The organism is Wolbachia endosymbiont (group A) of Urophora cardui (assembly GCF_964028435.1).
Classification (GTDB): domain Bacteria; phylum Pseudomonadota; class Alphaproteobacteria; order Rickettsiales; family Anaplasmataceae; genus Wolbachia.
Window position 1 is genome coordinate 1,107,492 of the sequence record NZ_OZ034774.1, and the last position, 25,910, is coordinate 1,133,401.

At 34.6% G+C, this 25,910-nt stretch carries 39 protein-coding genes and 2 tRNA genes; 38 read left to right on the forward strand and 3 right to left on the reverse strand.

What is annotated here, in order from left to right:
• Nucleotides 1–100 precede the first annotated feature (100 nt).
• Complete coding sequence (gene glpX, locus ABWU38_RS05280) at nucleotides 101–1,018, forward strand: class II fructose-bisphosphatase (RefSeq protein ID WP_353272834.1); 918 nt, start codon at nucleotides 101–103, stop codon at nucleotides 1,016–1,018.
• Between the two features lie 181 nt (nucleotides 1,019–1,199).
• Here glpX and ABWU38_RS05285 read toward each other — a convergent pair whose 3' ends face one another.
• Nucleotides 1,200–1,700 carry a hypothetical protein gene (locus ABWU38_RS05285; RefSeq protein ID WP_353272615.1) on the reverse strand — a complete coding sequence of 167 codons (501 nt, stop codon included), beginning with the start codon at nucleotides 1,698–1,700 and terminating at the stop codon, nucleotides 1,200–1,202.
• A 183-nt stretch (nucleotides 1,701–1,883) separates the two neighbouring features.
• Here ABWU38_RS05285 and carA point away from each other — a divergent pair, with 183 nt between their 5' ends.
• From carA to ABWU38_RS05465, 36 genes are all read left to right on the forward strand, one after another.
• Nucleotides 1,884–2,975 (forward strand): glutamine-hydrolyzing carbamoyl-phosphate synthase small subunit, encoded by a 1,092-nt coding sequence (gene carA, locus ABWU38_RS05290; protein ID WP_253309091.1) that lies wholly within the window; start codon nucleotides 1,884–1,886, stop codon nucleotides 2,973–2,975.
• Between the two features lie 114 nt (nucleotides 2,976–3,089).
• A tRNA-Tyr gene (locus tag ABWU38_RS05295) sits at nucleotides 3,090–3,171 on the forward strand.
• A 4-nt stretch (nucleotides 3,172–3,175) separates the two neighbouring features.
• Nucleotides 3,176–3,246: transfer RNA gene (locus ABWU38_RS05300), tRNA-Gly, on the forward strand.
• A 78-nt stretch (nucleotides 3,247–3,324) separates the two neighbouring features.
• Nucleotides 3,325–4,497 (forward strand): elongation factor Tu, encoded by a 1,173-nt coding sequence (tuf, locus tag ABWU38_RS05305; RefSeq protein WP_353272616.1) that lies wholly within the window; start codon nucleotides 3,325–3,327, stop codon nucleotides 4,495–4,497.
• A gap of 14 nt (nucleotides 4,498–4,511) precedes the next feature.
• On the forward strand, nucleotides 4,512–4,832 hold the full coding sequence (gene rpsJ, locus ABWU38_RS05310; RefSeq protein ID WP_096616846.1) for a 30S ribosomal protein S10: 321 nt from the start codon (nucleotides 4,512–4,514) through the stop codon (nucleotides 4,830–4,832).
• Between the two features lie 9 nt (nucleotides 4,833–4,841).
• Entirely contained in the window at nucleotides 4,842–5,564 is a 723-nt protein-coding gene (gene rplC / locus ABWU38_RS05315) for a 50S ribosomal protein L3 (RefSeq protein WP_353272617.1), read from the forward strand.
• 2 nt (nucleotides 5,565–5,566) lie between these two features.
• Nucleotides 5,567–6,181 carry a 50S ribosomal protein L4 gene (gene rplD, locus ABWU38_RS05320; RefSeq protein WP_064124641.1) on the forward strand — a complete coding sequence of 205 codons (615 nt, stop codon included), beginning with the start codon at nucleotides 5,567–5,569 and terminating at the stop codon, nucleotides 6,179–6,181.
• Nucleotides 6,178–6,465, forward strand: coding sequence for a 50S ribosomal protein L23 (locus ABWU38_RS05325; protein WP_353272618.1), 288 nt, complete (start codon nucleotides 6,178–6,180; stop codon nucleotides 6,463–6,465). Before rplD ends, ABWU38_RS05325 begins: the two co-directional genes overlap by 4 nt.
• Nucleotide 6,466: 1 nt before the next feature.
• Complete coding sequence (gene rplB, locus ABWU38_RS05330) at nucleotides 6,467–7,291, forward strand: 50S ribosomal protein L2 (RefSeq protein ID WP_253309089.1); 825 nt, start codon at nucleotides 6,467–6,469, stop codon at nucleotides 7,289–7,291.
• Nucleotides 7,292–7,294: 3 nt separating this feature from the next.
• Nucleotides 7,295–7,579, forward strand: a complete 285-nt coding sequence (gene rpsS, locus ABWU38_RS05335; RefSeq protein WP_006279181.1) for a 30S ribosomal protein S19 — start codon at nucleotides 7,295–7,297, stop codon at nucleotides 7,577–7,579.
• Nucleotides 7,580–7,584: 5 nt separating this feature from the next.
• Nucleotides 7,585–7,935 carry a 50S ribosomal protein L22 gene (gene rplV, locus ABWU38_RS05340; RefSeq protein WP_096616838.1) on the forward strand — a complete coding sequence of 117 codons (351 nt, stop codon included), beginning with the start codon at nucleotides 7,585–7,587 and terminating at the stop codon, nucleotides 7,933–7,935.
• 39 nt (nucleotides 7,936–7,974) lie between these two features.
• A complete protein-coding gene (gene rpsC / locus ABWU38_RS05345) occupies nucleotides 7,975–8,589 on the forward strand; it encodes a 30S ribosomal protein S3 (protein WP_253309088.1) in 615 nt (204 codons plus the stop codon).
• An 11-nt stretch (nucleotides 8,590–8,600) separates the two neighbouring features.
• Complete coding sequence (rplP, locus tag ABWU38_RS05350) at nucleotides 8,601–9,014, forward strand: 50S ribosomal protein L16 (protein WP_250294844.1); 414 nt, start codon at nucleotides 8,601–8,603, stop codon at nucleotides 9,012–9,014.
• An 11-nt stretch (nucleotides 9,015–9,025) separates the two neighbouring features.
• A complete protein-coding gene (rpmC, locus tag ABWU38_RS05355) occupies nucleotides 9,026–9,229 on the forward strand; it encodes a 50S ribosomal protein L29 (protein ID WP_006279350.1) in 204 nt (67 codons plus the stop codon).
• The gene (gene rpsQ / locus ABWU38_RS05360) at nucleotides 9,222–9,458 is read left to right on the forward strand and encodes a 30S ribosomal protein S17 (protein ID WP_264732192.1); all 237 of its coding nucleotides are present in this window, start codon (nucleotides 9,222–9,224) and stop codon (nucleotides 9,456–9,458) included. Before rpmC ends, rpsQ begins: the two co-directional genes overlap by 8 nt.
• Nucleotides 9,459–9,471: 13 nt before the next feature.
• Entirely contained in the window at nucleotides 9,472–9,831 is a 360-nt protein-coding gene (gene rplN, locus ABWU38_RS05365; protein WP_006279348.1) for a 50S ribosomal protein L14, read from the forward strand.
• Complete coding sequence (gene rplX, locus ABWU38_RS05370; RefSeq protein WP_373457552.1) at nucleotides 9,831–10,148, forward strand: 50S ribosomal protein L24; 318 nt, start codon at nucleotides 9,831–9,833, stop codon at nucleotides 10,146–10,148. The genes rplN and rplX overlap by 1 nt, the downstream gene beginning before the upstream one ends.
• Before the next feature lie 6 nt (nucleotides 10,149–10,154).
• The gene (rplE, locus tag ABWU38_RS05375) at nucleotides 10,155–10,688 is read left to right on the forward strand and encodes a 50S ribosomal protein L5 (protein WP_190321300.1); all 534 of its coding nucleotides are present in this window, start codon (nucleotides 10,155–10,157) and stop codon (nucleotides 10,686–10,688) included.
• 16 nt (nucleotides 10,689–10,704) lie between these two features.
• The gene (gene rpsN, locus ABWU38_RS05380) at nucleotides 10,705–11,013 is read left to right on the forward strand and encodes a 30S ribosomal protein S14 (protein WP_064124653.1); all 309 of its coding nucleotides are present in this window, start codon (nucleotides 10,705–10,707) and stop codon (nucleotides 11,011–11,013) included.
• A gap of 21 nt (nucleotides 11,014–11,034) precedes the next feature.
• Complete coding sequence (gene rpsH, locus ABWU38_RS05385) at nucleotides 11,035–11,430, forward strand: 30S ribosomal protein S8 (protein ID WP_064124654.1); 396 nt, start codon at nucleotides 11,035–11,037, stop codon at nucleotides 11,428–11,430.
• Between the two features lie 16 nt (nucleotides 11,431–11,446).
• Entirely contained in the window at nucleotides 11,447–11,992 is a 546-nt protein-coding gene (rplF, locus tag ABWU38_RS05390; RefSeq protein ID WP_253309084.1) for a 50S ribosomal protein L6, read from the forward strand.
• A gap of 5 nt (nucleotides 11,993–11,997) precedes the next feature.
• Nucleotides 11,998–12,369 carry a 50S ribosomal protein L18 gene (gene rplR / locus ABWU38_RS05395; RefSeq protein ID WP_250294835.1) on the forward strand — a complete coding sequence of 124 codons (372 nt, stop codon included), beginning with the start codon at nucleotides 11,998–12,000 and terminating at the stop codon, nucleotides 12,367–12,369.
• A gap of 12 nt (nucleotides 12,370–12,381) precedes the next feature.
• Nucleotides 12,382–12,894 carry a 30S ribosomal protein S5 gene (gene rpsE, locus ABWU38_RS05400; protein ID WP_253309082.1) on the forward strand — a complete coding sequence of 171 codons (513 nt, stop codon included), beginning with the start codon at nucleotides 12,382–12,384 and terminating at the stop codon, nucleotides 12,892–12,894.
• A 3-nt stretch (nucleotides 12,895–12,897) separates the two neighbouring features.
• The gene (gene rplO, locus ABWU38_RS05405; protein ID WP_096616812.1) at nucleotides 12,898–13,368 is read left to right on the forward strand and encodes a 50S ribosomal protein L15; all 471 of its coding nucleotides are present in this window, start codon (nucleotides 12,898–12,900) and stop codon (nucleotides 13,366–13,368) included.
• Between the two features lie 3 nt (nucleotides 13,369–13,371).
• Complete coding sequence (gene secY, locus ABWU38_RS05410; protein ID WP_353272619.1) at nucleotides 13,372–14,700, forward strand: preprotein translocase subunit SecY; 1,329 nt, start codon at nucleotides 13,372–13,374, stop codon at nucleotides 14,698–14,700.
• Entirely contained in the window at nucleotides 14,697–15,338 is a 642-nt protein-coding gene (locus ABWU38_RS05415) for an adenylate kinase family protein (RefSeq protein ID WP_253309080.1), read from the forward strand. The genes secY and ABWU38_RS05415 overlap by 4 nt, the downstream gene beginning before the upstream one ends.
• A gap of 59 nt (nucleotides 15,339–15,397) precedes the next feature.
• Nucleotides 15,398–15,766, forward strand: a complete 369-nt coding sequence (gene rpsM / locus ABWU38_RS05420; RefSeq protein ID WP_007550179.1) for a 30S ribosomal protein S13 — start codon at nucleotides 15,398–15,400, stop codon at nucleotides 15,764–15,766.
• 24 nt (nucleotides 15,767–15,790) lie between these two features.
• Nucleotides 15,791–16,177: a 30S ribosomal protein S11 gene (gene rpsK, locus ABWU38_RS05425; protein WP_264732204.1), complete on the forward strand. Its 387-nt coding sequence runs from the start codon at nucleotides 15,791–15,793 to the stop codon at nucleotides 16,175–16,177.
• Between the two features lie 21 nt (nucleotides 16,178–16,198).
• Complete coding sequence (locus ABWU38_RS05430) at nucleotides 16,199–17,266, forward strand: DNA-directed RNA polymerase subunit alpha (protein WP_253309078.1); 1,068 nt, start codon at nucleotides 16,199–16,201, stop codon at nucleotides 17,264–17,266.
• Nucleotides 17,267–17,273: 7 nt separating this feature from the next.
• A complete protein-coding gene (rplQ, locus tag ABWU38_RS05435; RefSeq protein WP_253309077.1) occupies nucleotides 17,274–17,702 on the forward strand; it encodes a 50S ribosomal protein L17 in 429 nt (142 codons plus the stop codon).
• A gap of 23 nt (nucleotides 17,703–17,725) precedes the next feature.
• The gene (locus tag ABWU38_RS05440) at nucleotides 17,726–18,091 is read left to right on the forward strand and encodes a YraN family protein (RefSeq protein WP_353272620.1); all 366 of its coding nucleotides are present in this window, start codon (nucleotides 17,726–17,728) and stop codon (nucleotides 18,089–18,091) included.
• A gap of 26 nt (nucleotides 18,092–18,117) precedes the next feature.
• Nucleotides 18,118–18,678 (forward strand): ATP synthase F1 subunit delta, encoded by a 561-nt coding sequence (gene atpH / locus ABWU38_RS05445; protein ID WP_253309075.1) that lies wholly within the window; start codon nucleotides 18,118–18,120, stop codon nucleotides 18,676–18,678.
• Nucleotides 18,675–20,216 (forward strand): F0F1 ATP synthase subunit alpha, encoded by a 1,542-nt coding sequence (gene atpA, locus ABWU38_RS05450; RefSeq protein ID WP_353272621.1) that lies wholly within the window; start codon nucleotides 18,675–18,677, stop codon nucleotides 20,214–20,216. Before atpH ends, atpA begins: the two co-directional genes overlap by 4 nt.
• Nucleotides 20,217–20,225: 9 nt before the next feature.
• Nucleotides 20,226–20,720, forward strand: coding sequence for a transcription elongation factor GreA (gene greA, locus ABWU38_RS05455; RefSeq protein ID WP_007549342.1), 495 nt, complete (start codon nucleotides 20,226–20,228; stop codon nucleotides 20,718–20,720).
• A gap of 6 nt (nucleotides 20,721–20,726) precedes the next feature.
• Nucleotides 20,727–21,371: a 3,4-dihydroxy-2-butanone-4-phosphate synthase gene (gene ribB, locus ABWU38_RS05460; protein ID WP_182182755.1), complete on the forward strand. Its 645-nt coding sequence runs from the start codon at nucleotides 20,727–20,729 to the stop codon at nucleotides 21,369–21,371.
• A 71-nt stretch (nucleotides 21,372–21,442) separates the two neighbouring features.
• On the forward strand, nucleotides 21,443–22,723 hold the full coding sequence (locus ABWU38_RS05465) for a M48 family metalloprotease (protein WP_353272622.1): 1,281 nt from the start codon (nucleotides 21,443–21,445) through the stop codon (nucleotides 22,721–22,723).
• A gap of 28 nt (nucleotides 22,724–22,751) precedes the next feature.
• On the opposite strand, the gene ABWU38_RS05470 is transcribed toward ABWU38_RS05465, so the two are convergent.
• Together ABWU38_RS05470 and fabG are read right to left on the reverse strand one after the other, a co-directional pair.
• Nucleotides 22,752–23,087 carry a TrbC/VirB2 family protein gene (locus tag ABWU38_RS05470; RefSeq protein ID WP_253309072.1) on the reverse strand — a complete coding sequence of 112 codons (336 nt, stop codon included), beginning with the start codon at nucleotides 23,085–23,087 and terminating at the stop codon, nucleotides 22,752–22,754.
• Nucleotides 23,088–23,182: 95 nt separating this feature from the next.
• Entirely contained in the window at nucleotides 23,183–23,917 is a 735-nt protein-coding gene (fabG, locus tag ABWU38_RS05475; RefSeq protein ID WP_353272623.1) for a 3-oxoacyl-[acyl-carrier-protein] reductase, read from the reverse strand.
• Between the two features lie 266 nt (nucleotides 23,918–24,183).
• Here fabG and ABWU38_RS05480 point away from each other — a divergent pair, with 266 nt between their 5' ends.
• Nucleotides 24,184–25,704 carry an HlyD family type I secretion periplasmic adaptor subunit gene (locus ABWU38_RS05480; RefSeq protein ID WP_253309070.1) on the forward strand — a complete coding sequence of 507 codons (1,521 nt, stop codon included), beginning with the start codon at nucleotides 24,184–24,186 and terminating at the stop codon, nucleotides 25,702–25,704.
• The last annotated feature ends 206 nt before the right edge of the window (nucleotides 25,705–25,910 follow it).

The window sequence follows — 25,910 nt, forward strand, 5'->3', positions numbered from 1 at the left end:
TATATGTTAGTTTATTATAGCAACTTTCCCACAACCAGTCAAGACATATTGCAGTTTCAAGTAGCATGATATATATTGAATATAGTTCTTAAAGCAAATGATGGAAGATTTAGCCTATAAATTAGTTAAAGTGACCGAAGCTGCAGCACTTGCTGCATATAAACTAGCAGGCTTCGGCGATGAAAAAAAGGCTGATCAGGTTGCAGTTGATGCAATGCGTACAGTATTAAATTCAATGGAAATAAATGGTACTATCGTAATTGGTGAAGGTGAGAGAGATTCAGCACCAATGCTGTATATTGGCGAGAAGGTTGGCACTGGAAATGGTCCTGAAATCGACATTGCTGTTGACCCACTTGAGGGCACCACAATCTGCGCTCACCATAAACAAGGGGCAATGTCCGTTCTTGCTGCAACGAAAAAAGGTAATTTTTTACATGCACCTGATGTTTATATGGAAAAGATAGCAGTAGGAAAAAATCTCCCAGAGGGTGTAGTCTCACTAAAAAATAGCATTGAAAAGAATCTAGACAATTTAGCCAAGGCAAAAGGATGTAAAGTAAATGATCTTACAGTAACTATACTTAATCGTGAAAGGCATGGTGAATTAATAGTGAAAATCAGGGAGTTAGGAGCAAAAGTTAAACTAATAGATGATGGTGATGTTGCGGCCGTAGTTTCACTAGTAAATGGCAATCACGATATGTATATCGGAATAGGAGGGGCACCAGAAGGGGTGCTTGCGGCTGCAGCGCTGAGTTCAATCGGTGGACAGATGGAGGGAAGATTAATATTTGACACAGATCAGTTAAGAGAAAGAGCAAAAAATTTAAATATTGATGACCCAGAAAAAATCTACACCATAAAAGATATGACAAGAGGTGAATCAGTGTTTATTGCAACTGGAGTAACAAGCGGAGAACTTGTGGATGGAGTTGAATTGAATCATAATACCTATTCAACTAATTCTTTAATAATTCTACCTAACAAGCTGATAAAGGTGCAAGTTATAAGTTAGGTTAATTATTTTTCAATATATGATGTAAGAGTTAAAGGGAGTGTTAAAATGTTAGATTCATTTTCTCAAGAGAAACTAATTGTACAAGAAGTTCCTCAAGGCGGACATAAAAAGAAGGCTGAACCCTTTTCAAAACCTTCTATCTATTGTTTCTTAAACCACTCTGCTGAACGGAGACAGTTTAGGCTGTTATGCCTGGCGGCTTTGTTGGAATAAGTTTTTCAACATTGCTAACAATAAAATTGATTGTATCGTCAGCTACCTTATCGAATTTATCATTTATCTCTTTTCCTATTTTTTCATTTTTAACATATTCGTGTAGAGCTAAAGCAGTTATAGCTGCACATGCTGCAATTAAGCCAGTTTTTGCTATAATGAGCATTGATAATCCTCCTGCAAATATAAATGTTAATCCAATAGCTAGGTTTATAATTTTACTTTGTGTTGTTTGTTGTGCTGCCCGATTCTGATCTACTTTTTCTTTTTCAAGAGCGTTTGATATTGTTTTTGAGAAAATTTTTACCGCGATTGTTGCAATTGCGATCATAGCTAATCCTATGGCTATTTTTGCTAAGAGAAAAAATGATGGGAACACCATCGCAAAGAATAGTAAGCCAGCTCCTACAATTAGTAACTTATTTTTAGGTTGGATTTCATTTGATATAATAAACCTCCATTTCATAACTGCCGGAGTATACCTAATATAAAATACGGAGATAGTCAACATATTTTATGAAAGGGCGCGTTAAAAGTTTTTTTCATGTTGTTCTTCGCCGCCTCGTGGTTAAATTTGGAATTTTAGAAAGAGTTACGTATTATTTGAAATTCTTGTATACTGTTTTGAATCAGTTAAATAGATAATGAAGTGCAGGACGCAGTTTTAATTTTACAAGATGGCAAGTGCTTTTGGGGAAAATCAGTAGGTAAAAAAGGCAAGTGCATAGGTGAGGTCTGTTTTACCACTGGTATGACCGGTTATCAGCATACTATAACTGATCCTTCTTTTGCTGATCAAATTATAACGTTCACTTTTCCTCATATTGGTAACATTGGAATAAACCATAAAGATAATGAAGGAGAGAAAATTTTTGCAAGTGGTGTGGTTATGCGTGAACTTTCTTCTATGTCCCACCCTTCTTCATATATCAGTTTAAATGATTGGTTAGAGAAAAATAACGTGGTTGGGATATCAGGAATTGATACTAGAGCTTTAACGAGACATTTGAGAAAACATGGATCTCAAAGTGGAATGATATGCCCGTCAAGCGAGACGCATGTGTTGGACAAATTGAAGGAATACAAATCTGTAAATGGGATAGAAATAACCAATAAAGTCAGCTTGCATAGTAATTTTAAAAGTGACCTTAATGCAAAATATAGGGTTGTAATCGTTGATTTTGGCGTAAAAATCAGTATAGTTTCACGCTTAATAGAACTTGGTTGTACAGTTGAATTAATCAGACCAAGCACAGGTTTTGCTCAAAAAGTGTTGAGTATGAATCCAGATGGTATAGTGCTTTCAAATGGTCCTGGTGATCCGCAAGAAATAGGAGAAAGTGTAGTTTCAGAGATAGACATTATTATAAAATCTAAAATACCAATTTTTGGCATATGCATGGGTCATCAATTACTTGCGATTACTTTGGGAGCAAAGACCATCAAGATGGATATTGGTCACCGAGGGAGTAACCATCCAGTTTATGATGTAATTAGTGGAAAAGTTGAGATCACTAGCCAAAACCATGGTTTCGTTGTTGATTCAGCTTCTCTTCCAAGTAATGTTGAAATTACTCACATTTCTCTATTTGATAATAGTGTAGAGGGGATAATGATGAAGGATTACTTAGTCTTTTCTGTGCAATATCATCCAGAAGAAGCGCCAGGTACGCATGATTCGCATTATTTATTTAGACGTTTTATTGGCAATATTGTGTTGTATAAAATGAAATCTGCATGATTTTAATCAGGGTAGGTTTTATTGCTTGATTTTTTAATTTTAGGCGTTTAGTATTAAATACAATAAAAGCTTGAGTTAAGGTACTAAAATAGCGTTCTCTTAACAAATTTTTGTGGAGGAGTGACCGAGTGGTTAAAGGTAACAGACTGTAAATCTGTCCGCATTGCGTACGTAGGTTCGAATCCTACCTCCTCCATTGTGCGGGTATAGCTCAATGGTAGAGCTCTAGCCTTCCAAGCTAGTGACGTGGGTTCGATTCCCACTATCCGCTCTTTTTTTTGTTGTATTTTTATAAAATCAACATATTATTTATTGATGTATTTGTATTTTAGGTAGAAAAGTTTAAATTATGACAGCAGTAGTGGAAGCATTTGGAAAGCCGCATGTAAATGTGGGAACAATAGGACATGTGGATCATGGGAAGACAACGTTAACAGCGGCGATAACAAAGCATTATGGAAATTTTGTAGCGTACGATCAGATAGATAAGGCGCCAGAAGAAAGGAAAAGGGGGATAACGATAGCAACAGCGCATGTTGAGTATCAGACGGAAAAAAGGCATTATGCACACGTTGATTGTCCTGGACATGCTGACTATGTAAAGAACATGATAGTAGGTGCAGCACAGATGGATGCGGCGATATTGGTAGTGTCGGGGGTTGATGGGCCAATGCCACAAACGAGAGAGCATATATTGCTAGCGAAGCAGGTAGGTGTTGGATATATCGTGGTGTATATAAATAAAGCTGATGTTGCTGATGCTGATATGATAGATTTGGTAGAAATGGAAGTGAGGGAATTGCTGAATAAATACGGATTTCCAGGGGATGAAGTGCCTGTGGTAGTGGGGTCTGCATTGAAAGCGCTGGAGGATGGCAGTAGCGAATATGGAAAGAAATCAATAGATAAATTGATGGAAAAGTTAGATGAGTATGTGGCAGTTCCACCAAGGCCTGTGGATTTACCATTTTTATTGCCAATCGAGGATGTATTTTCGATATCGGGGCGAGGAACGGTGGTAACAGGAAGGATAGAGAAGGGAGAGATAAAGACGGGAGAAGAGATAGAGATAATAGGTCTGAAAGCGACGCAAAAGACGATATGCACAGGTGTAGAAATGTTTAAGAAGTTGCTGGATAAGGGGAGTGCAGGACTCAATGTAGGAATATTGTTAAGAGGAACAAAAAGAGAAGAAGTGGAGAGAGGGCAAGTATTAGCAAAACCGGGGACGATAACGCCGCATAGAAAGTTTAGGGCGGAGGTTTATATATTAAAGAAAGAGGAAGGAGGAAGGCATACACCATTTTTTGCGAATTACCAGCCACAGTTTTATTTAAGGACAACGGATGTAACCGGGAGCATAAAATTGCTAGATGGGAAGGAGATGGTAATGCCAGGAGATAATGTGAGTGTAGAAGTAGAATTGCAAGTACCGATAGCAATGGATAAGGGATTGCGTTTTGCGATAAGAGAAGGCGGTAGAACTGTTGGTTCTGGTGTTGTTTCTGAAATTTTGGAGTGAGAGTAGTAACTAAGATGAAGCAAGATATATATATTAACATTAAGGCTTTCGATTGTTCTTTATTGGAGGAGTGTGTTCGAAAATTTGTTGATGAATTAAAGCGGTCCAATGCAAAATTATCTGGTCCGATTGCGTTGCCAAGAAAAGATTCTAAATTTATTGTTAATAGATCTCCTCACGTTGATAAAAAATCTCGTGAACAGTTTGAAATGAGAACTTCTAGGCGTTTGATTGTTTTACATGATCTTACTCCTACTATGATGCAGATGCTTACAGGTTTATCTTTTTCTGCTGGCGTAGAAGTGGATTTAAAAGTCAAGGAAGTTAAGGTTTAGGAGAAGGAAATGAAGAGAATAAATTCGCTGAGGAGAATTGGTTTACTAATGATGAATATTGGTCATACTGCTATGTATTCTGACAATAGTCGCATGGCTGTAACTTTATTGCATCTCAGCGAAACTTATATTGTTGATATAAAAGGACAAGATAAATGTGGCTATAATTCAGTCATTTTAGGTACAGGAGATTTTAAAAATATAGCAAAACCTCAGTTGGAATATTTAAAGAAAAAGGGTATAAATAATAAATGTAAGTTATACGAAAGTAGATTAAATGACCTGTCGGGAATAGAATGTGGTAAAAAAGTGGGAATCAATCATTTTGTGGTTGGTCAATATCTTGATATTACGGGTTATTCTATAGGTAAAGGATTTGCTGGTGTGATGAAGCGGCATAACTTCAGTGGGCTTAGGGCATCTCATGGTGTTTCTATTGCTCACAGATCACAAGGTTCCACTGGTCAATGTCAGGATCCTGGTAGAGTATTCAAAGGAAAGAAAATGGCTGGTCATTTAGGTAACAGCAGAATAACTGCACAAAATATGAAGATATTATCCATTGATCATGAAGATAGTATAATTGCTGTGAAGGGTAATAATGTTCCTGGGTTTAAAAATTCCTATGTTTTTGTAAGAGATGCAGTTAAAAAATCTTTACATAAAGATGTTCCTTTTCCGGTAGGTTTACTGTTAGATGTAAATGATGATGCTAGTAATTTGGTAAGTTAGTTATGGAATGTAATTTAGTTAATCTATCTAATAATAATGTAGGTACTGCTCAGCTCAATCCTTTGATATTTTCTGCTAAGCAAAAATTGAGTATTTTGCATGATATAGTGAGATGGCAATTAGCAAAGAGAAGAGCTGGTACTCATAAAACAAAAGGTATCAGTGATGTCTCTGGTACAACAGCTAAACCTTATGGTCAAAAACGTACCGGTAGGGCAAGACAAGGGAGCTTGCGATCTCCTCAATTTAGAGGTGGTGGGATTATTTTCGGCCCTGTTGTGAGGAGTCATACTTATTCTCTTAATAAGAAGGTACGCAAATTTGGTTTAAAAATTGCTTTATCTCTAAAGTATTTAAATAATCAAGTGATTATTCTGGATAATTTAAATATTGATGTGAAGAAAACGTCTGAAATGTGTAAATGTATTAAAAATTTTAAATTTTCTTCCTTTTTGATAGTTGGTGATTATGGAGATGATTTGTTGCGTGCTGTTAGAAACTTGCATTATGTAGACTTAATCAAACCTATTGGGTTAAATGTCTTTGATATATTGAATCACGAATGCGTGATGTTGACAAAGGATACTTTAAAGCATCTTGAAGGTAGATTGTTATGATCAAATATAATAATATAATAAAATCTCCTATAATTACAGAAAAGGCCTCTTTTTTGAGGGAGAAGTTTAATAAATATTCTTTGTATGTTTTTGTAAATGTAAATAAGCGTCAAATAAAGTTGGCAATAGAGTCTCTATTTGATGTTAAAATTTCTTCTATAAATGTTGTTAGAATTAAGCCTAAATATAGGCGTTTCAGGGGTGTGGTTGGTTGTGAAAAACAGAAAAAGAAAGTTTATTTTTCTTTGATAGATGGTCAAAAATTAGATATAATGAGCGTTTAATATGGGTATGAAATTTTTTAATCCTGTTACTCCGTCTTCTCGTGGGACTGTGTTAGTAAGTAAAGTTGGTTTATCAAAAGATGAGCCAGAAAAGTCTCTTACATCCGGTAAAAAGTCCAGTGGTGGAAGAAATAATTATGGTAGAATTACAACTCGTCATAGGGGTGGTGGTCACAAAAAGAAGTATAGAGTTATAGATTTTAAGCGTAATAGAAGTGGTCAGGGTATAGTTGAAAAAATAGAGTATGATCCAAATAGAAGTGGGTTTTTAGCGTTAATATCATATAAGGAAGATGATATTAAGTCTTATATATTAGCTCCTCAAGGTATGAAGCCTGGTGATATTGTTACAGCTGGAAATGATGCTGATATTTTGCCAGGTAATTGTTTGCTACTCAAGTATATACCTGTTGGTTCTTTCGTTCATAATGTTGAGCTGAAGCCAGGTAATGGTGCTGCGATTGCTAGAGCTGCTGGTTGTTATGCGCAAATTGTTGGTCGTGATGGCCAATATGTTTTATTACGACTCAGGTCTGGTCAAATTAGGTTGATTTTATCTTCTTGCAAGGCTACTATTGGTGTAGTATCTAACCCTGACCATAAGAATAGAAAGCTGGGTAAAGCTGGAAGAAGTAGGTGGCTTGGAATTAGACCTACTGTGCGTGGGGTTGCAATGAATCCGGTTGACCATCCTCATGGAGGTGGGGAAGGAAAAACCTCTGGTGGTCGTCATCCTGTTACTCCTTGGGGTGTTGCAACAAAAGGAAAGAAAACTCGGAGGAAAAATAAATCTAGTGATAAGTATATAAAACAATTGAAAGGTTAGTTTATGAGTAGATCTGCGTGGAAGCCTCCTTTTTGTCATCCTTCTATATTAAAGTCGGTGAATAATGCTTTAAACAAGGGGTTTGTTAACATGGCTATAAAAGTTCATTCCAGGGCTTCTGTAATTCTTCCTAATTGTTTAGGTTTAAAGTTTGCTGTTTATAATGGTAAGGATTACATTCCTGTTAATGTTAATGATCAGAATATGATAGGTCATAAGTTTGGTGAATTTTCGCCCACTCGTAAATTTACTGGGCATAGTGGTGATAAAAAGGCGACAAGAAGGTAATTGATATGAAAAACAGAGATGTAATAGTTAAAGCTGGTTCTAGGGTTTTAAAATCAACTCCTCGTAAATTGAATTTGGTTGCTGGTTTAGTACGTAATAAAAAAGTTTCTTTTGCCACTGTGCAATTAAGATTTTGTGAAAAGAAAGCTGCGGGTCTTATAAGGAAGGTATTAAATTCTGCGATTGCTAATGCTCAATATAATTATGGATTGGATATCGATAATTTATATATAAAAGAAATTTCAATAGGTAAGTCTCTTACTTTGCGTAGGGTATGTCCAAAAGCTATGGGTAGAGCTAATAGAGTTAGTAAACGTTATAGTAATATAACTGTAAAATTGGGAGAAATTATATGATTCATAAAAATAGAAAATTAATAAGGAAAGTGCAAAAGTATGGGAAACGTTAATCCTAAAGGATTTAGGTTAAAAATAATTAATACTTGGTCATCTGTTTGGTATGCTGAGAAGGGTTATAAACAAGGGTTGCATCAAGATTTATCTATTCGCAGTTATATAAATGAATCTTTTAAGCATGCTGGTGTTTCTAAAGTAATTATAGAGCGTACAATCGATTTGGTGTCTGTAATAATACATTCTTCTAGACCTGGAGTGATAATAGGTAAGAAAGGCTCAGATATTGAGAAGATAAAGCAAAAAATAGCTGAAAAAGTAAAAAATAATGTGGAAGTGAATGTAGTAGGAGTTAAAAGGTCTGAAATAGATGCAGTTTTAATATCAAGCAGCATTGCACAACAGTTAGAAAAAAGGGTTTCATTTAGAAGAGCGATGAAAAAAGCTATTCAAAGTTGTTTGAGGATGGGTGCTAGAGGTATTAAAGTAAGTTGTTCTGGGCGCCTTGGCGGAGCTGAGATAGCTCGTACTGAATGGTATAAAGAAGGTCGTTTGCCTTTACACACTTTACGTGCTAATATAGATTATGCTTTTTGTGAAGCAAAAACTATATATGGTATTATAGGAGTTAAGGTTTGGGTTTATATTGGTAATTAAGGTATATTGAGATGTTTGTTCCCAAAAAGAGTAAATATAAGAAGGTATTTAAGGGGCGAATTAAGGGTAATACAAAAGGTGGTAGCACATTATCTTTTGGAGATTATGGCTTAAAAGCTGTAGAAGCAGGTAGGATTCAGTCTAAGCATATTGAAACTGCAAGGCGTGTAATATCTAGAACATTAAAACGCTCTGGTAAAGTGTGGATAAGAATTTTTCCTGATACCCCTGTTAGTAAAAAGCCGGCAGATGTACGTATGGGTAAGGGAAAAGGTAGTGTTGAATTTTGGGTGTTTAAAGCTAAGCCCGGTAGAATGTTGTTTGAGATTAGCAGTGATGTTCCCATGCATTTAGCAAGATTGGCGCTTGAAAAGGCAACCGCTAAGCTTCCTATGAAGTGTAAATTTGTATCTAATCATAATTAAATGGAGTTGCAATGGATATAGCTGACATTGAATCGAGGTCTTCACAAGAATTGCATGAAATTCTTGTAAATTTGAGAAAAGAGTTTGTTAATTTGGTTTTTCAAAAGAAGTTGGGGCAGTGCAACAATATTTCGCGTTTTAGCTTAATAAGAAAGAGCATAGCTCGTATTCTAACTACATTAAATAAAAGAAGAAGAGAGGAAAAGAATGCCTAAAAAGGTTTTTTGTGGTACTGTAACTAAGGCTAAGTGTGATAAGACTGTAAAGGTTTCGGTATTACAAGTGTATAAGGATCAGCTGTATAAAAAGGTTATAAAAAAATACAAGAAGTATACAGCACATGATGAGAATAATAGTTGTAAAGAAGGGGACAAGGTTTTAATACAAGAACACAAGCCTATTTCTACTACTAAAAAATGGGTTGTTGTTAATAGCTCACATTGAATAGGATATTTATATGATTCAAAAAAATACATTGTTGGAAGTAGCTGATAATTCTGGTGCGCGTGCAGTGCTTTGTATTGGTTTATTGGGTGGTAGAAAGTCTGCATCTATAGGTGACACAGTTATTGTATCTACTAAATCTATTACTCCAAGAGGGAAGGTTGAGAAGGGAAAAGTATATAGAGCAGTTGTGGTGAGGGTGAAAAGCCCTATTAGAAAATCTGATGGTTCTGTAATTCGTTTTTCTAGCAATGCTGTAGTTTTGATTAACGATCAAGGTGAACCACTTGGCACTCGGGTATTTGGTCCGGTAAAAAAGTTATCATCTGGTTCTTTTATGAAGATAATGTCATTAGCTGTTGAGGTTTTATAATGAGTGCTAAAATAAAAAGTGGTGACGACGTTATAGTTTTAACTGGTAGAGATAAGGGAAAAATTGGTAAAGTGATTAAAGTTGTGGCATGTGATGCTAAAAAGAAAGTAATTGTTTCTGGGGTAAATGTACATAAGAGACACACTAAACCAAAAGCTGGTAGTAGTGGTGGTATATTAAATAAAGAGTTAGCTATTGATATATCCAACGTTGCAACATTAGACCCTAAATATAAAACTCCAACTAGAGTGGGGTTTAAGGTTATAGGCGGTAGAAAAGTGCGTTTTGCAAAAGTTTCTGGAGAAGTGATAGATTAGGTTGATATGTTTAAAGAATTGTATAAAGATAGCATAGTAAAGTCCTTAAAGGATAAGTTTAATTACGGCAATATCATGCAAGTGCCTAAACTTGTCAAGGTGTGTATCAATATGGGCATTGGAGATGCTGCTACAGATAGTAAAGCAATAAATGAACCACTTGATAGCCTATATTTGATTGCTGGGCAGAAGCCTTTATCAACTTTTGCAAAAAAATCTATTTCTGGCTTCAAGATCAGAAAAGGTGCTACAGTAGGTTGCAAAGTAACTTTGCGTAGAGATAAAATGTATGAGTTTTTAGAAAGATTGATATATATTGCTTTGCCAAGGGAAAAAGATTTTAGAGGATTTAGTGTGAAGCAATTTGACGGTAATGGTAATTTTTCCTTTGGTATAAAGGAACATATCTCGTTTTTAGAAATAGACTATGATAAAATAAGTAAAATTAGAGGTATGGATATTAATATTATAACAAGTGCAGTTAGTGATAAGGAAGCAAAGGAATTATTACTGGCTCTTAAATTTCCTTTTTTTGATTAATTGAGAGGAGAAATATATGGCAAAAAAATCTATGATAGAAAGAAATCTTCGCAGAATAAAGCTGTGCGATCAATATAAAGAAAAAAGAGAGAAATTGAAATCTATAATAAATAATAAGAATTTGTCTATTGTAGAAAGGTTTACAGCTCAAAATAAATTAATTAAAAAATTGCCTAGAAATTCTTCTAAAACCAAAATTAGAAATAGGTGTGCTTTAACTGGGAGACCAAGAGGAGTATATAGAAAATTTGGTTTATGTAGAATTGTTTTGCGTGATTTATGTTCTTTTGGGCAAGTTCCAGGAGTTACAAAGTCTAGTTGGTAAATATAATATAAGGAGTATATTGTGGCGTTATCTGATAGTATTGGTGATTTTTTAACAAGGATACGTAATGCTCAATTGGCAATGCATAGAACAACAAGAGTGTTGTTTTCTAAAGTGAATTCTTCTATACTGAAGATTTTAAAAGATGAAGGGTATATCCTTGATTATGAAAAGCAAGTTGTAGATAATTTACCTTCTTTCATTGTAAAATTGAAGTATTATGAGAAGTCACCTGTAATTAGTGACATAGTTAGGGTGTCAAAGCCTGGTTGTCGTTGTTATTCTAAGTATAAGGACATTTCTAAAGCATATAATGGTCTTGGTATTTTTATTATATCGACACCCAAAGGAGTGATGACTGATTATAATGCACATAAGTTAAAGGTTGGTGGAGAAGTTTTGTGTCGTGTGTTTTAAATAATAGGAGAAATTCATGTCTCGTATAGGTGCTGCTCCTATCAATATTCCTGCTGGTATTTCAGTTGAATATAATAATGGTAGGATGTTAATAAAGAGTGCTAAGGCTGAAAAAGAGCTTAGCTTAATCAGTGATGTTGTGTGCCGGATTGTTGATAATCAGCTACTCCTTTCTGTGGATCAAGATAAAGATGATTATGATGAAATAAAGCCTATGTGGGGCACTTATAGGAGTAATATTAATAATATTATTAACGGCATGGTTGATGGTTTTTCTGTTAATCTTGAGATTAATGGTGTTGGATATAAGGCAGAGTGTGATGGTAAGTATTTGACTTTGTATCTTGGTTATAGCCATAATGTTAAATATAAAGTGCCTAAAGATGTTGAGATTAAGTGCATAAAGCCAACTCACTTAGTAGTTAGTGGTATGGATAAGCAAAAAGTCTATATGGTGGCATCTGATATATGCAGGATTAGGAAGTACGATCCTTATAAAGGTAAGGGTATTGTAATAAAGGGTAAATTTATGTTGCGTAAAGTTGTAAGTAAAAAGAAGTAATTAAGATGAGAAGGTTATATAATTTTTTAAGTAACTATGAAAAAAGGAAGTTGCGTAATAGAGCGAAGCTTGACAAGAGCGCTGAACGTTTGCGTATATCCATATTTAAATCTAATAGGCATTTTTATGTCCAGTTAATTAATGATGTAAAAGGAGTAACTCTCACTTCAGCTTCTACTTTGGATGCTAAAATTAAGGATGTATGTAAAGGAAAAGTCAATGCTGAAACTATAAAACAGGTTTCTTCTTTAATGATTGAGCGCTTATCTGGTCTGAAATTAGAACAAAAGCTAGTATTTGATCGTGGAGCGTATAAATATACAGGATTAGTTTCTCAATTTGCTGAGGCTTTAAGAAGTTCTGGATTTGAGTTTTAGAAGGTTTTGAATATGGCTATAAAGAATTTACAAAATAATAATGATTTATCAGAGCTTTTAGTTTCGGTACGAAGAGTAACAACGGTTACCAAAGGTGGCAGAAGATTTTCATTTTCAATTTTGGTTGTTGTTGGTGATGGGAAGGGTAGGGTAGGATGTGGAATAGGTAAGCACGCAGAAGTTGCTGAAGCAAGAGTCAAAGCTGTAAATGCTGCAAAGAAATCGATGATTAGAGTGTACTTGCGTGAAGGTAGAACTTTGCATCATGATATTAAAGCTAAATTTTGTTCTGGTGAGATAGTTTTAAGAACCGCAAGAGCCGGAACAGGTATTATTGCTGGTGGAGCGATTAGATCAGTTTTTGAGGTGTTAGGTATAAAGGATGTGGTAGCTAAATCCACTAGATCAAATAATCCTCATAATGTTATATGTGCGGTATTTAAGGCTTTTGATAGTATGTTATCTCCTCGTCAGGTAGCAAGCAAAAGAGGCAAAAAGATTAGCGAGATAGTTGGAAACAGGTAAAGTATGAATAATGCTGTAAAATTAAACTCTATATTTACTAAGTTATCTAAGAAAAAGAAGCCTAAGTTGCTGGGTAGAGGTATCGGTTGTGGTAAAGGTAAAACATCCGGTAGAGGGCATAAAGGGCAAAAGGCTAGAAGTGGAGTTTCCATAAATGGTTTTGAGGGTGGACAACAGTCTATATATACTCGTTTGCCTAAAAGAGGTTTTAAGCCTATACGTAGGAACATATATTCTATAATTAATGTTGGCGATATACAGCGCTTAATGGAAGCTAAAAAAATAGTGAAAGACTCTGTTATAGATAAGGAGAGGCTGTATAGATTAGGTTTTATAAAGTCTATTAAGGATAAAATTAAACTTCTTAATAAAGGTAAGTTGAGCGAAAAATTTGTGTTTCATGTTGATTTTGCGTCAGAAGCTGCAAAAAAATCTGTAGCTTCAGTTGGTGGTAGTGTGGAAATACTATCGTAAATCATGGGCAATAAATCCGCATTTAATAGCTTGGATCCTACGTTGTTATATAAAGGCGTTTTATTAAAACGTATATTTTTTACGCTAATAGCTTTAATTTGCTATCGCTTGGGTACTTATGTGCCTATTCCTGGAATTAATCTTGATGTAATTAATGATATATTTCCCAAAGAGGGCTCAGGTGTTTTTGGAGTATTTAATTTATTTTCTGGTGGTGCATTGGCTAGAATGACAATTCTAGCATTGAATGTTATGCCATATATAATGGCTTCTATCATTATTCAGTTGCTTTCTTCTGCGATTAAAGGAATGAAGGAAGTTAAGAATGATGGAGAGTCAGGCCGTAGAAAGATGAATTCTTATATACGCTACCTGACCATAGTAATTTGTGTATTTCAATCAATTCCAATTTTGGTTGGATTGGAAGGGATGAATAGGGAAGGGGTATTGGTTGTAATCGAACCTGGTGTTATGTTTCGTACAATAGGTGTTTTCAGCCTTTTAGGTGGAACTATGCTTTTAATATGGCTTGGTGAACGAATCAGTGCTAGCGGTATAGGCAATGGTATCTCATTAATCATTTTCACGGGCATAATATCAGAGTTACACAGCGCTTTGTCATCTCTGTTAACGTTAAATAAAAACGGTAGCGTATCGTTATTTATTATCCTTTTTGTTTTGGTATTGTTTTTTTTGCTGCTAGTCTTAGTCATTTTTGTAGAGTCTTCTTATAGAAAAGTTATTGTTCAACATCCTAAAAAGCAATTTAAAAGATTACATAATGACGATTTTACTTATATTCCATTGAAGATTAATTTATCTGGTGTAGTACCAACCATTTTTGCTAATGCAATTTTATTGACACCTATTTCAATTGCAAATTTCTATAAGGGGCACGCTTTTTCTGATTTTATTTTAAATTACTTTATGGCAAATAAAGTAGTATATATTGTAGCCTATTTGGTGCTGATAGTATTTTTTAATTTTTTCTATACCAATTTTATATTTAATCCAGAGGAAAACGCAGATTTTCTTAAAAAAAATGGTGGTTTTATACCTGGTAGAAGGCCTGGGAAACATACTTCTGATTACCTTCAAGATATAGTTTTTAAGTTGACATTCATTGGCTCTGCGTATTTGGTAGTCATATGTACTGTACCTGAAGTTATGAGATATTATTATGATATACCATTTATTTTTGGTGGGACGAGTCTACTGATTATAGTGAACGTTATTACTGATACTATTATGCAAATACAATCTTATATTTTTTCGAATAGGTACGATAGCTGGATAAAGAAATATGAGTCTAAAACGAGGAAAGTAAGATGATCATTACGATTTTTGGTCCTCCAGGTTCTGGTAAAGGTACTCAGTCAAGCTTGTTAATAGCAAAATATAATTTAAAATTAATTTCAGTGGGGGATTTATTAAGGAATATTATATCTAATGGCAGTGAGTTAGGTAAAAAAATAAAGGGTACCGTGGAATCTGGTAATTTAATTCAAGATGAAATTATATGTGGATTATTGCATGACCAGCTTGCATTAATGGATGATAATTGCTTATTAGATGGTTTTCCGAGAAATTTAAACCAGGCTCATTTTTTGACTCAAGTTTTGCAAGAAAAATATAATAGGGATGTTGATATTGTAATTGAACTGCAGCTTGACGATAATATTGCAATCGATAGATTAAAAAATCGTCTCGCGTGTTTGGACTGTAAAAGCATATATAGTGTATCTTCTTTTAAGAGTACTACTTGTGCTAAATGTAAAAGTACGAGGTTAGAGAAAAGAATTGATGATGCTGATATGTCTGCAATTAATAAGAGAATAAGTGAATATCACCTTCAAATGAAAGGTTTACGCGAGTATTATAAAGGCAAATTATTAACAATTGACGCTAATTTGAGTGTTGATGAGGTAACGCAAGAGATTGAAAGTAAAATTTCTTGTAATTTGGTTTGACTCTGAGTTGTTTTATGGTATAAATTAAGAGTTGTTATTAATAAAGTATCGAGGTACCAGTGGCACGTATTGCAGGCATAAATATTCCAGTGAGGAAATGTGTTCCTTTTGCATTAACTTATATATATGGTATAGGTATTGCTACTGCGAATGTAATTTGTCACGCTTGTGAAGTTGATAAGCGCAAACGTGTTTCAGAATTACGAGATGAAGATATAGAAAAGATCAGCAGTTTCATTAGACAAAATTATGTTATAGAAGGTGAGCTCAGAAAAGAAGTGGCTATGAACATAAAATCTTTAGTGGAAATGGGATGCTATAGAGGAGTGAGACATAGAAAAGGTTTACCTGTGAGAGGGCAAAGGACTCATACTAATGCTAAGACTCGTAAAGGTAGATCTCGGTTGCCTATTGCTGGGAAAAAATAAAATTTATTATTATTGTGAGTTTTAATGAAAAAAGTCAAAACGGTTGGTAAGAGTACAAAGGAGTTTATTACTGGTGTTGTTCATATTCGTGCAACTTTTAATAATACTTTTGTAAATGTAACTGATGTTCATGGTAATACGCTATGTCAAACTTCTGTGGGTGCATGTGGTTTTTCAGGTTCGAGAAAATCCACACCTTATGCTGCAGGTAAGGCTGCGGAGGCTGCTGCGAAGAATGCAATGGAGAGATTTGGTATGAAGGTTGTCTCTGTAATAATTCGTGGTCCTGGCTTTGGTACCGAAGCTGCGGTTAAAGCACTTCAGAGCTGTGGGTTGACTGTGACTTCAATTGCAGATAAAACCGCAATTCCTCATAATGGATGCAGGTTAAGAAAAAAAAGAAGAGTATAGGATATTTGAAAAGGTTGTTTTATGTATTATAATAATAATGTTTCTCTCTGTAGCAATTTAGATAAATTGATTAAACCTAGTTCAGTTAAGGTAATATCAGATGATTCAAGTGAAAAAGGTGATATAGTCCTAGAACCGTTGGAAAGTGGTTTTGCTTTAACATTAGGTAATGCATTAAGACGTGTAATGTTATCTTCTCTTAAAGGTAGTGCTGTTTATGGAATAAAAATTGAAGGTATAACTCATGAGTTTACTTCAATTCAAGGGGTAAGAGAAGACGTAACTGATATAGTATTAAATATGGGCATGTTGAGTTGTAAATTAAATGGTGCTTCTAATAAATGCTTAAATTTAAACGCTAAAGGGCCTTGCCAGGTATTAGCTGGGATGATAGAAACTGATGATCAATGCTCTATTGTTAATAAAGATTTGTTAATATGTACGCTGGGGCAAAATGTAGAGCTTAACATGACCATATATGTGGCTAGCGGAAAAGGTTATCTTCCTGTAACTAAGTATAAAGAAAATGAACTTTTGAAGCTTATGAGTGAACAGGATTTAATTGGTTTTATTCCAGTTAATGCTTTGTATAGCCCTGTCAACAGGGTTTCGTACAGGGTAGAGAATAGTCGTGTTGGCCAAGTGACTGATAAGGATAAGCTGATATTGTCAATTGAAACTGATGGTACAATCTCTCCAAGTCAAGCTGTTGACTCTGCTGCAAGAATATTACAGGAGCAACTTCAGCCCTTTATTAGTTCTGATGTAAGTTATAAAAAATCGCAGGTTTCTTCGTCTAGTGGTGCTAAAGATTTGGGTTATGACCCTGTCTTATTGCGTAAGGTAGATGAAATGGAATTATCTGTCAGGTCTCATAACTGTCTGAAAAACGAAAACATCACTTATATAGGTGATCTTGTGCAAAAAACAGAAGGTGAAATGTTAAGAACTGCTAATTTTGGCAGGAAGTCTTTGAATGAGATTAAGGCAGTTTTGGCTAATTTTGGCTTGTCTTTGGGTATGAATGTGCTAAACTGGCCGCCTAAGGATATAGATGAGTTGGCTAAACAACATACTGATGAAGATTAGGTGATATATGAAACATGGAATAAAAAAACGTAAACTATCTCGTTGCACTGAACATAGATTATCGACGTTAAAGAATCTATCTATCTCATTAATTAACCATGAGCAGATTGTAACTACTTTACCAAAAGCTAAGGAACTTCGTCCATATGTCGAAAAGTTTATTACAATTGCTAAGAATAAGAATACTTTACATGGTAGAAGACTTTTGCTTTCACGCCTTCATAATAGTAAGTTAGCAGTTGATAAGTTATTAAACGTCTTAGCCAGCCGTTATCAAGATCGTAAAGGTGGGTATTCTAGAATAATAAAATTTAGCACTCGAAAGGGTGATTGCGCTTCAATGGCAGTGATAGAACTGGTTAATAGGGATATTGCAGCAAGAGGTAAGGTTTATAGTAAAAATAGAGAAGGAGGCAAAGTAGTTACACAAAGTTAATTATTATCATAATTGTTCTTCTTATGGTAAGTAGGTTACGCTACTTTGTAGGTTACTTTGGCGAATTGTTAGTTTTGGCATATTTAAAGCTGAAATGGTATAATGTTATAAAACGCCGTTACCGTTGTAAGTTCGGTGAAATTGACTTAATTGTATCTAAAAAAAAGGAGCTGATTTTTATAGAAGTTAAAACAAGTTTACTTGGAAAAGAAATACCGATATCTCATCTTCAATGTCAGTCTATTATAAATTCTTCTAAGTATTTCTTAAGTACAAACCTTAGTTTTTTAGATTATTTAGTCAGATATGATTTATATTTTCTTTCCTTAAAGAGAGGACCTGTTTATATAAAAAATGCTTGGATTGAAGAATGGAAGGTTTGTAGCTGAATTAATTTAGATTTACTGGATTTAATATGAAAAAGACCCAATACAATAATTTAGTTTCATCTTACGCTAGAGTGCTGTTTCATGTCTCAGGAAGCAGGTTAGGTATTATAAGGAAAGAAGTAGAATTTTTATTGGCTTTTTTTAAGGATCAACGTGATGTTTTTGTGTACCTATCTCATCCTATGATTTCTTTTGCACACAAAAAAGAAGTGATGCTTTCTATAAATGAGCACTTGAGTGAAAATTTAGTAAAATTTATTATGGTTATATTTGCAAACAAACGCTCTAGTTTATTGATCCTTATATTAGAAAAATTCTTAAGTCTTGCAAAAGAAAATGAAAATGAATTCGAAATTACTATAAAGTCAGCAGAAGCTTTAAAGGAATCTGATATAAAAATAATTACTGAATCTTTGAGCTTTCTTGGTAAAATAATAAAAGTAAGCAATGTGGTTGACCCTTCTATACTAGGTGGCTTCGTAGTTAGGTATGGTTTTAATTTGATCGATGCTTCGCTAAAAAGTTACTTAGATAGGTTAGTTGACTTAAGTAAAATGGAAATATTAAAAGTAAGGAATTTTGTATGAAGAACAGTATGAATGTTTCTGAGATAGCAAGTGTAATAAGGGAAAAAGTTGAGACGTTTGATAATCCTATAAAGCGGGAAAATATAGGTGAAGTAATTTCAGTAACAGATGGTATCGCATTGGTTTATGGGCTGGAAAAAGCAAAATTCGGTGAAAAGGTATTTTTTGCAAGCGGTGTAGAAGGAATAGTTCTTGATTTAGATCATGATACGGCTGGAATAGTTGTGCTTGGTAATGACCGTGATGTGAAAGAAGGGGACGTTGTAAAATGTAGTGGTGATGTTGTGCAGGTGCCTATAGGGCATGAATTGTTAGGGAGAGTTGTAAATGCGTTGGGCCATCCTATAGACGACGGTGGGGAAATTAGAGCCAAAAACAGAATGGATATAGAATCTAAAGCGCCAGGCATTATTGATCGTAAGTCTGTGCATGAGCCACTACAAACAGGAATTAAAATTATAGATTTGCTAATTCCAATAGGTAGAGGGCAGCGTGAATTGATTATTGGCGATAGACAAATTGGTAAAACTACTATTGCGCTTGATACTATTATCAATCAGAAGAAGATTAACGATGAGGTAAACGAAAATCAAAAAATTTACTGTGTTTATGTTGCTATTGGACAAAAAATTTCAACAGTAGCAAAAGTGGTAAATAAGCTGAAAGAAAGCGGAGCATTAGAGTATACAACTGTAGTTGTGGCTAGTGCATCTGACTGCGCGCCTATGCAATTTTTAGCACCTTATGCTGGTTGCACTATTGGGGAATTTTTCCGTGACAATGGAATGCATTGTTTGATTATATATGATGATTTATCTAAGCATGCTGTGGCATATAGGCAGATGTCTTTATTGCTCAGACGTCCTCCTGGTCGTGAAGCTTACCCTGGAGATATATTCTATGTACATTCTCGCTTGCTTGAAAGAGCTGCTAAAATGTCTGATAAAAAAGGGCAGGGGTCTTTAACTGCTTTGCCGATTGTCGAAACTCAAGCTGGTGATGTATCTGCATATGTGCCAACAAATGTTATTTCAATTACCGATGGGCAGATCTTTCTTGAGTCTGAATTATTTTATAAAGGATTTCGACCTGCAGTAAATATAGGTTTGTCAGTTTCACGGGTTGGTTCTGCTGCACAACTAAAGTCTGTGAAGAAAGTTGCTAGTTCTATAAAGCTAAGCTTAGCTCAGTATAGAGAATTAGAAGATTTTGCAAAATTTGGTTCTGATCTTGATGCTAGTGTTCAATTATCCTTGAATAAGGGTAAATATCTTGTCGAGTTATTAAAGCAAAAACAACATTTACCTATGTCAATAGAAGAGCAAGTAGTGCTGATGTATATTTTTTCTAACCTATATAATCAGTTAAGTAAAATACAAATAAGTTACATTAATAAATTTGAACATGATCTTATTAATTATTTTCATACTGTACACCCTGGGGTTTTAAAAAAGTTGTCAAATGACATGAGTGATGATATAAAAGGTGATATTTTTAACGTTGTGAGTAATTTCGTTACTCAATTTAATTGCGTTTAGGTGGTGATTATGGCTTCATCCATTATTAATAAATTTCCTATGACGAGGGAAGGTTTTGAGAATATGCAAGCCGAACTTGAAAAATTAAAGGAAGAAAAACCTTCTGTGATACAGGCTATTTCTGATGCTCGTGATCAAGGTGATTTGTCTGAAAATGCAGAGTATCATGCAGCACGGGAAAGGTTAGGTTTTATTGAAGGCCGTATAATGGAGATAGAAAGTAAGCTCTCACATGCGGAAGTAATAGAAGTAAAAAATTTGTCTGGTGATTCAGTAATGTTTGGTGCAACTGTGACATTAAGCATGTTAAGTGATAATAACGGTGAAGTGGAATATGTTTATAAGGTTGTAGGCGAATATGAAGCTGATGTTTCAAAGCAGTTAATATCTACTAGTTCACCACTTGGGAGTGCCTTAATCGGCAAAAAAGTCGGTGAGTATGTGGAAGTGACAGTGCCAAATGGAGAGAAATTGTATAAAATAGTTAAGATTGAATTTAAGTAAATTATTATGGTACAGGCCACTTATGCTTCAATGAGTCTACCCGGTATTTCTTCTGTGGAAGATGTATTAGAGGATGCTCGTTCCGGTAAATTATTCATTTTAGTTGATGATGAAAGTAGAGAGAATGAAGGTGATTTGGTTGTCTTAGCTGAAAAAGTAAAACCAGAACATATGGCTTTTATGGTTAGGTACGGTACAGGGGTTGTGTGCTTAGCAATGACTAAATTTCACATGAAGAGGTTGGGCCTTAATTTCATGGAAAAGAAAAATATTGGTGAAAATCATACCGCATTTACTACATCAATTGATGCACGTTATGGCATTACAACCGGTGTTTCAGCAGAGGATAGAACGAAAACTATACATGCTGCTATCAACAAGGATGGCACTCAGGATGATATCATAACTCCAGGTCATGTTTTTCCTGTAATTGCACATAAAGGTGGGGTGGCACAACGTGCTGGTCATACTGAAGCGAGTGTTGAAATGGCGAAGTTAGTAGGGTTTGATCATTCAGCAGTTATTTGTGAATTAGTGAATGATGATGGCTCTATGATGCGCTTACCTCAGTTACTTAAATTTGCTGAACAACATAAAATTAAGTTAACTACCATCGACAAACTTATCAGTTACGTTAAAAAATTAAACTAGCGTTTATAAATTTGTATAATTTAAGTGTTAAAATATAGAATTCCTATAAATTATACAAGCACAGAATTTCCATGTTTAGAATTGCTAAGTTTTTGACCTTATTGTTCTTTTTTGCATATTATAATAATGCTTACTCTATTAACATTATTAGAGATAGTGAAGTGGAAGCAATAGTGAAAGAGCTAGCGCAACCTTTATTTTTCGCTGCAAACATTGATAGTGACCGAATGAAAGTTTTTATAATTAATGATAATTCGATTAATGCTTTTGTAATTAACAACAACAGTATCTTCATTCATTTAGGACTTTTACAATACTCGGCTAAACCTTATGTCCTGCTTGGTATATTAGCACATGAGATTGCTCACATATCTGCTGGTCATATATTGCAAATGAGTAGTGCTATGGGTTATTTTCAATCGATAGCAATGATTAGTTATATGGTAGGATTAGTTTCTAGTATTATCATTAACCCTCAGGTTGCTGGTGCAATTTTGCTTAGTGGTGTAGCACTCAGTTCAGGGCTATTTTTTAACTATTCTCAAGAGCAAGAAAGTGTAGCAGATAGCTATGCTTTAAGGTACCTTGATGAATCTAGCTATGATAATTCAGGTATGAAAGAGATTTTTGATTATTTTAAAAGTATTGAGCATGAGAACACCGAGGAATATTTCCGCACTCACCCACTTAGTGAGAAACGCATATTTGCTGTACAAAATTATAAGGTCAAAAACAACGTAAAACCAATTTTTGCGGATAAGTTACTAAAGTTTGAGCGTGTGGTTGCAAAGTTAGACTCTTTCTTTGTTCCTATTCATGTGTTATCTAATAAATATGAAAATAATTCTGAGTATGTAAATGCTATAGTTTGCTATAGGCAAGGAAAGATAGAAGAGGCTATTGCTAAAGTTAATTCATTGATTCAAGAGTCACGCAATGACCCATACCTATATGAATTAAAAGCAGAAATGCTATACAAGGCCGGAAATTTAAGTGAAGCAATAAAAATGTATGAGGAATCGCTTAGGTATTTATCTGAGAAAAACAGTTATTTAGTGAAACTTGCATTATCTCATACTTTATTATTACACGGTGATGCAAAAAAGGCGATTTTTTACCTGGAGCAGATTTTGAATGTAGAACCAAATAACGCTTTTGTCTGGAAATATTTAAGCATTGCATATAAATGTGAAGCTGATACGGCAATGCATTATTTTGCCTTGACAAAAAAGGCTTGTATTGAAGGTGATTTAAAGCAATTTACAAAATATGCTGAGCTAGCTGTTAAAACTCTACCAAAAGATAGTCCTTATTTGTTGCAAGTTGAAGATATGAAGCAATTTAATGGATAACAAAAAAGCATTTCTGCACTTTTATGGGTTATTTTCCACACTTTTCCAACATAGCTTTTGCTTCATCACTTACGTTGGGCATAATTTTCGTTATGATAGTTTTAGCGCCAAAAAATACACCACAGAACATGCCTAGAGCAAAGAGGGCTGGCCACGGCATCCTGCCAAATATTGCAAGCAAAGCTGCACCAATTATTACTACCGTCATAAGTGGACCGCCTATTCCCCAAACGTAACCAATAATATTGCATATTACTTTAGTTGTGTCATCCATATCAGGATCAGTGGTAGCTGCATAACCTGAGAAAGAGAAAAGTAATACTACACAAAAAACACTAAAAAATCTTTTTATTATAGAGCTCATTTTCTTGCCTTTAAATAATAAATTAACGCAAACGCAAACCTACACATATTTTTATTTTAAAGTAAAAATTATAATTTGTCTATACATAAGTGTTGCTACATAAATAACCCACCATTAATGTTAAGCACATGCCCTGTTATATATTTTGCTTCATCACTTGCTAAAAATAAGACCCCTGCTGCTATTTCTTCCCCTGTTCCCATTCTTTTCATTGGAATATTATCTAATATTTTTCCCTTTTGTCCTTCATTTAAAACTTCAGTCATTTTAGTATCTATAAACCCAGGAGCAATACAATTTACTGTTATATTACGACTTGCAACTTCTTTTGCTATAGATTTGCTCATAGCTATTATTCCAGCTTTAGACGCTGCATAATTTGCTTGCCCGGCGTTTCCTGTCAGCCCTATTATTGAGGAAATATTTATAATTCTTCCCCAATTATTCTTAATTAGTCTCTTACATGCTTCTCTACTCAGCTTAAATGTAGAGCTCAAGTTAATATCAATTACTTTTTGCCATGCTTCATCTGTCATTCTCAATAATAAACTGTCTCGCGTAATGCCCGCATTGCATATAAGCCCGTCAAAGCCTTCCATCAACTCACTTGCTCTATTTACTAGTTGATTTACTTCCTCAGCATTTGATAAGTCACAAGGGAGTATGTGCATATTTTTTTCATATTGTTTAGCAACTTCTTCGAGCACTTCTTTTTTTGTGCCAGAAATACATAAAGTTGCTCCGGCTTTGTGCATAATTTTTACAATTGCTTGCCCTATTCTGCCTGATGCGCCAGTGATCAGGAACTTTCTACTTTCCAATCTAAACATAATAACTTTATATTATCTTAATTCCTAACAGAATATCGACTGGTTGGCAATAGATTTCTTACATAATATAAGTAACTCAGATATTCACAAAATAAAGGAAAAGTTATAATAAAGTTAAACGTCAAAAAATTTTAAAAACATAGTTGATGCAGGAATTGTTACTAAATAGTTTATTCTGGTGCTCTGCAGTCTAAATGGAATGCCTAAATTATAGATTCTTTGTTTTTGTGTGTTATCTTGAGTTAACACAAATTCACAGTAGTATTATGATAAGTAAGTTAAAAAAGCTTAGCGCTGGATTTTCTTTGACAGGCCTGATTGGCCATAGTGATAATATAAATATGCAAGGAGCAAAAAATAAAAAGAAGAAGTACCCAAAATTTTTGGATAAGACGTTTGCATTGATTGATGCAGTGATAAATTTTATTTTAAAACGCGAAAGTAATAACGTAAATGAAGTTCTGAGAGTAACATGGGGACCACTATTTTTTGGTCTGGTAGTAATACTCATCTTTTTTGGGATAGGTGGTATTTGGTCGGCTATAGCTCCAATTGACGGTGCGGTGCATGCAAGTGGAGAAGTTATTGTATCTTCAAATAGGAAAATAGTTCAACACTTGGGCGGAGGAATAATAAGCAAAATTTTAGTCAAAGAGAGCCAAGCAGTTAAAAAAGATGAGCCTCTAGTTTTGTTGAGTGATGTTAACGAGAAGGCGAATTTAAGTATTATCAAAGAGAAGCTCTTATCATTTTTAGCAACAGAAGCAAGGCTTATTGCAATCAGAGGAGATTTAGACACGCTCGAGTTTCCTGATGAGGTTAAAAAATTATCTCACGATGAACTTGTAAATAAAGCGATAAAGAATCAAGTAAAGTTGTTCAACTCTCAGAGAAAGAGCATATTGGGAAAAACAGACATACTGCAACAACGTATAAAGCAGTTAAATGATGAATTAGCTGGGCTAAACTTTCAACTAAATGCAGCTCATAAGCAATATGACTTGATAACTGAGGAGTTGGAAACAAAAAGACAATTACTTGATAGTGGCCATATAAGCAAACCACACATTTTAGCTTTAGAAAAACAGTTTGCTGAAATTGAAGGCAGAGTTGGACATTACCGTTCTGCAATATCTCAAGTGCAGCAAAAAATTGGAGAGAATGAATTAGAAATTATAAACGTGAGAAATGATTCTCAAGAAAGAGCAAACGCTGAACTTAAGGAAGTTAGTACGTCTATTGCAGACTTGAAAGAGAGGCTGATGGTTGCTGAAGATTCATTAGCACGTACAATAATTAAATCCCCTCAAGATGGGATAGTCACAGATATAAGATACCATACTGAAGGTGGTGTTATACAATCTGGAGTTCCAATCATGAGCGTAGTGCCATCGGATGATGACCTAATAATAGATGCTAAAATTCAGACCAGAAACATAGAAGAGGTACTGTCAGCACAAAAGAAAGATAGCAACATAGTCTCTATTGATGGGCTAGAAGGGCTAAAGGTTAAAGTCCGGCTGAGTGCTTACAGTGCACGTCGTTTAAGTTTAATTAGTGGTATAGTAAGCCATATTTCTCCTGATGCTCTTGATGATCCAAGACTAGGGCGTTATTATTCAGTGCGCGTGGTGATACCAAAGTCAGAGCTTGCTCAATTTAAAAATGTATACCTATACCCTGGTATGCCAGCAGAAGTGTACATAGTTACTCAATCCCGTACTCTTTTATCATTCTTGTTTACACCTATAATTGCAACAGTCGATAGGTCTTTTATAGAAAGGTAGCTCTATTTGGCTTCTCTAAAGATTTCGTTTACAGAATCTAGTAACTCAGCTATGCAGAATGAAAAAAGTTTGTATGGTATACAAATATAGTGTGTTTTTTTATAATTATTTTCTATAATGCGTAAATCTTTGGTCCAAGCTGTAAATGCTACCATAGGCATTAAAAGTTAATTAACAAACTGCAATGTATAATAAAATAAAGGAAC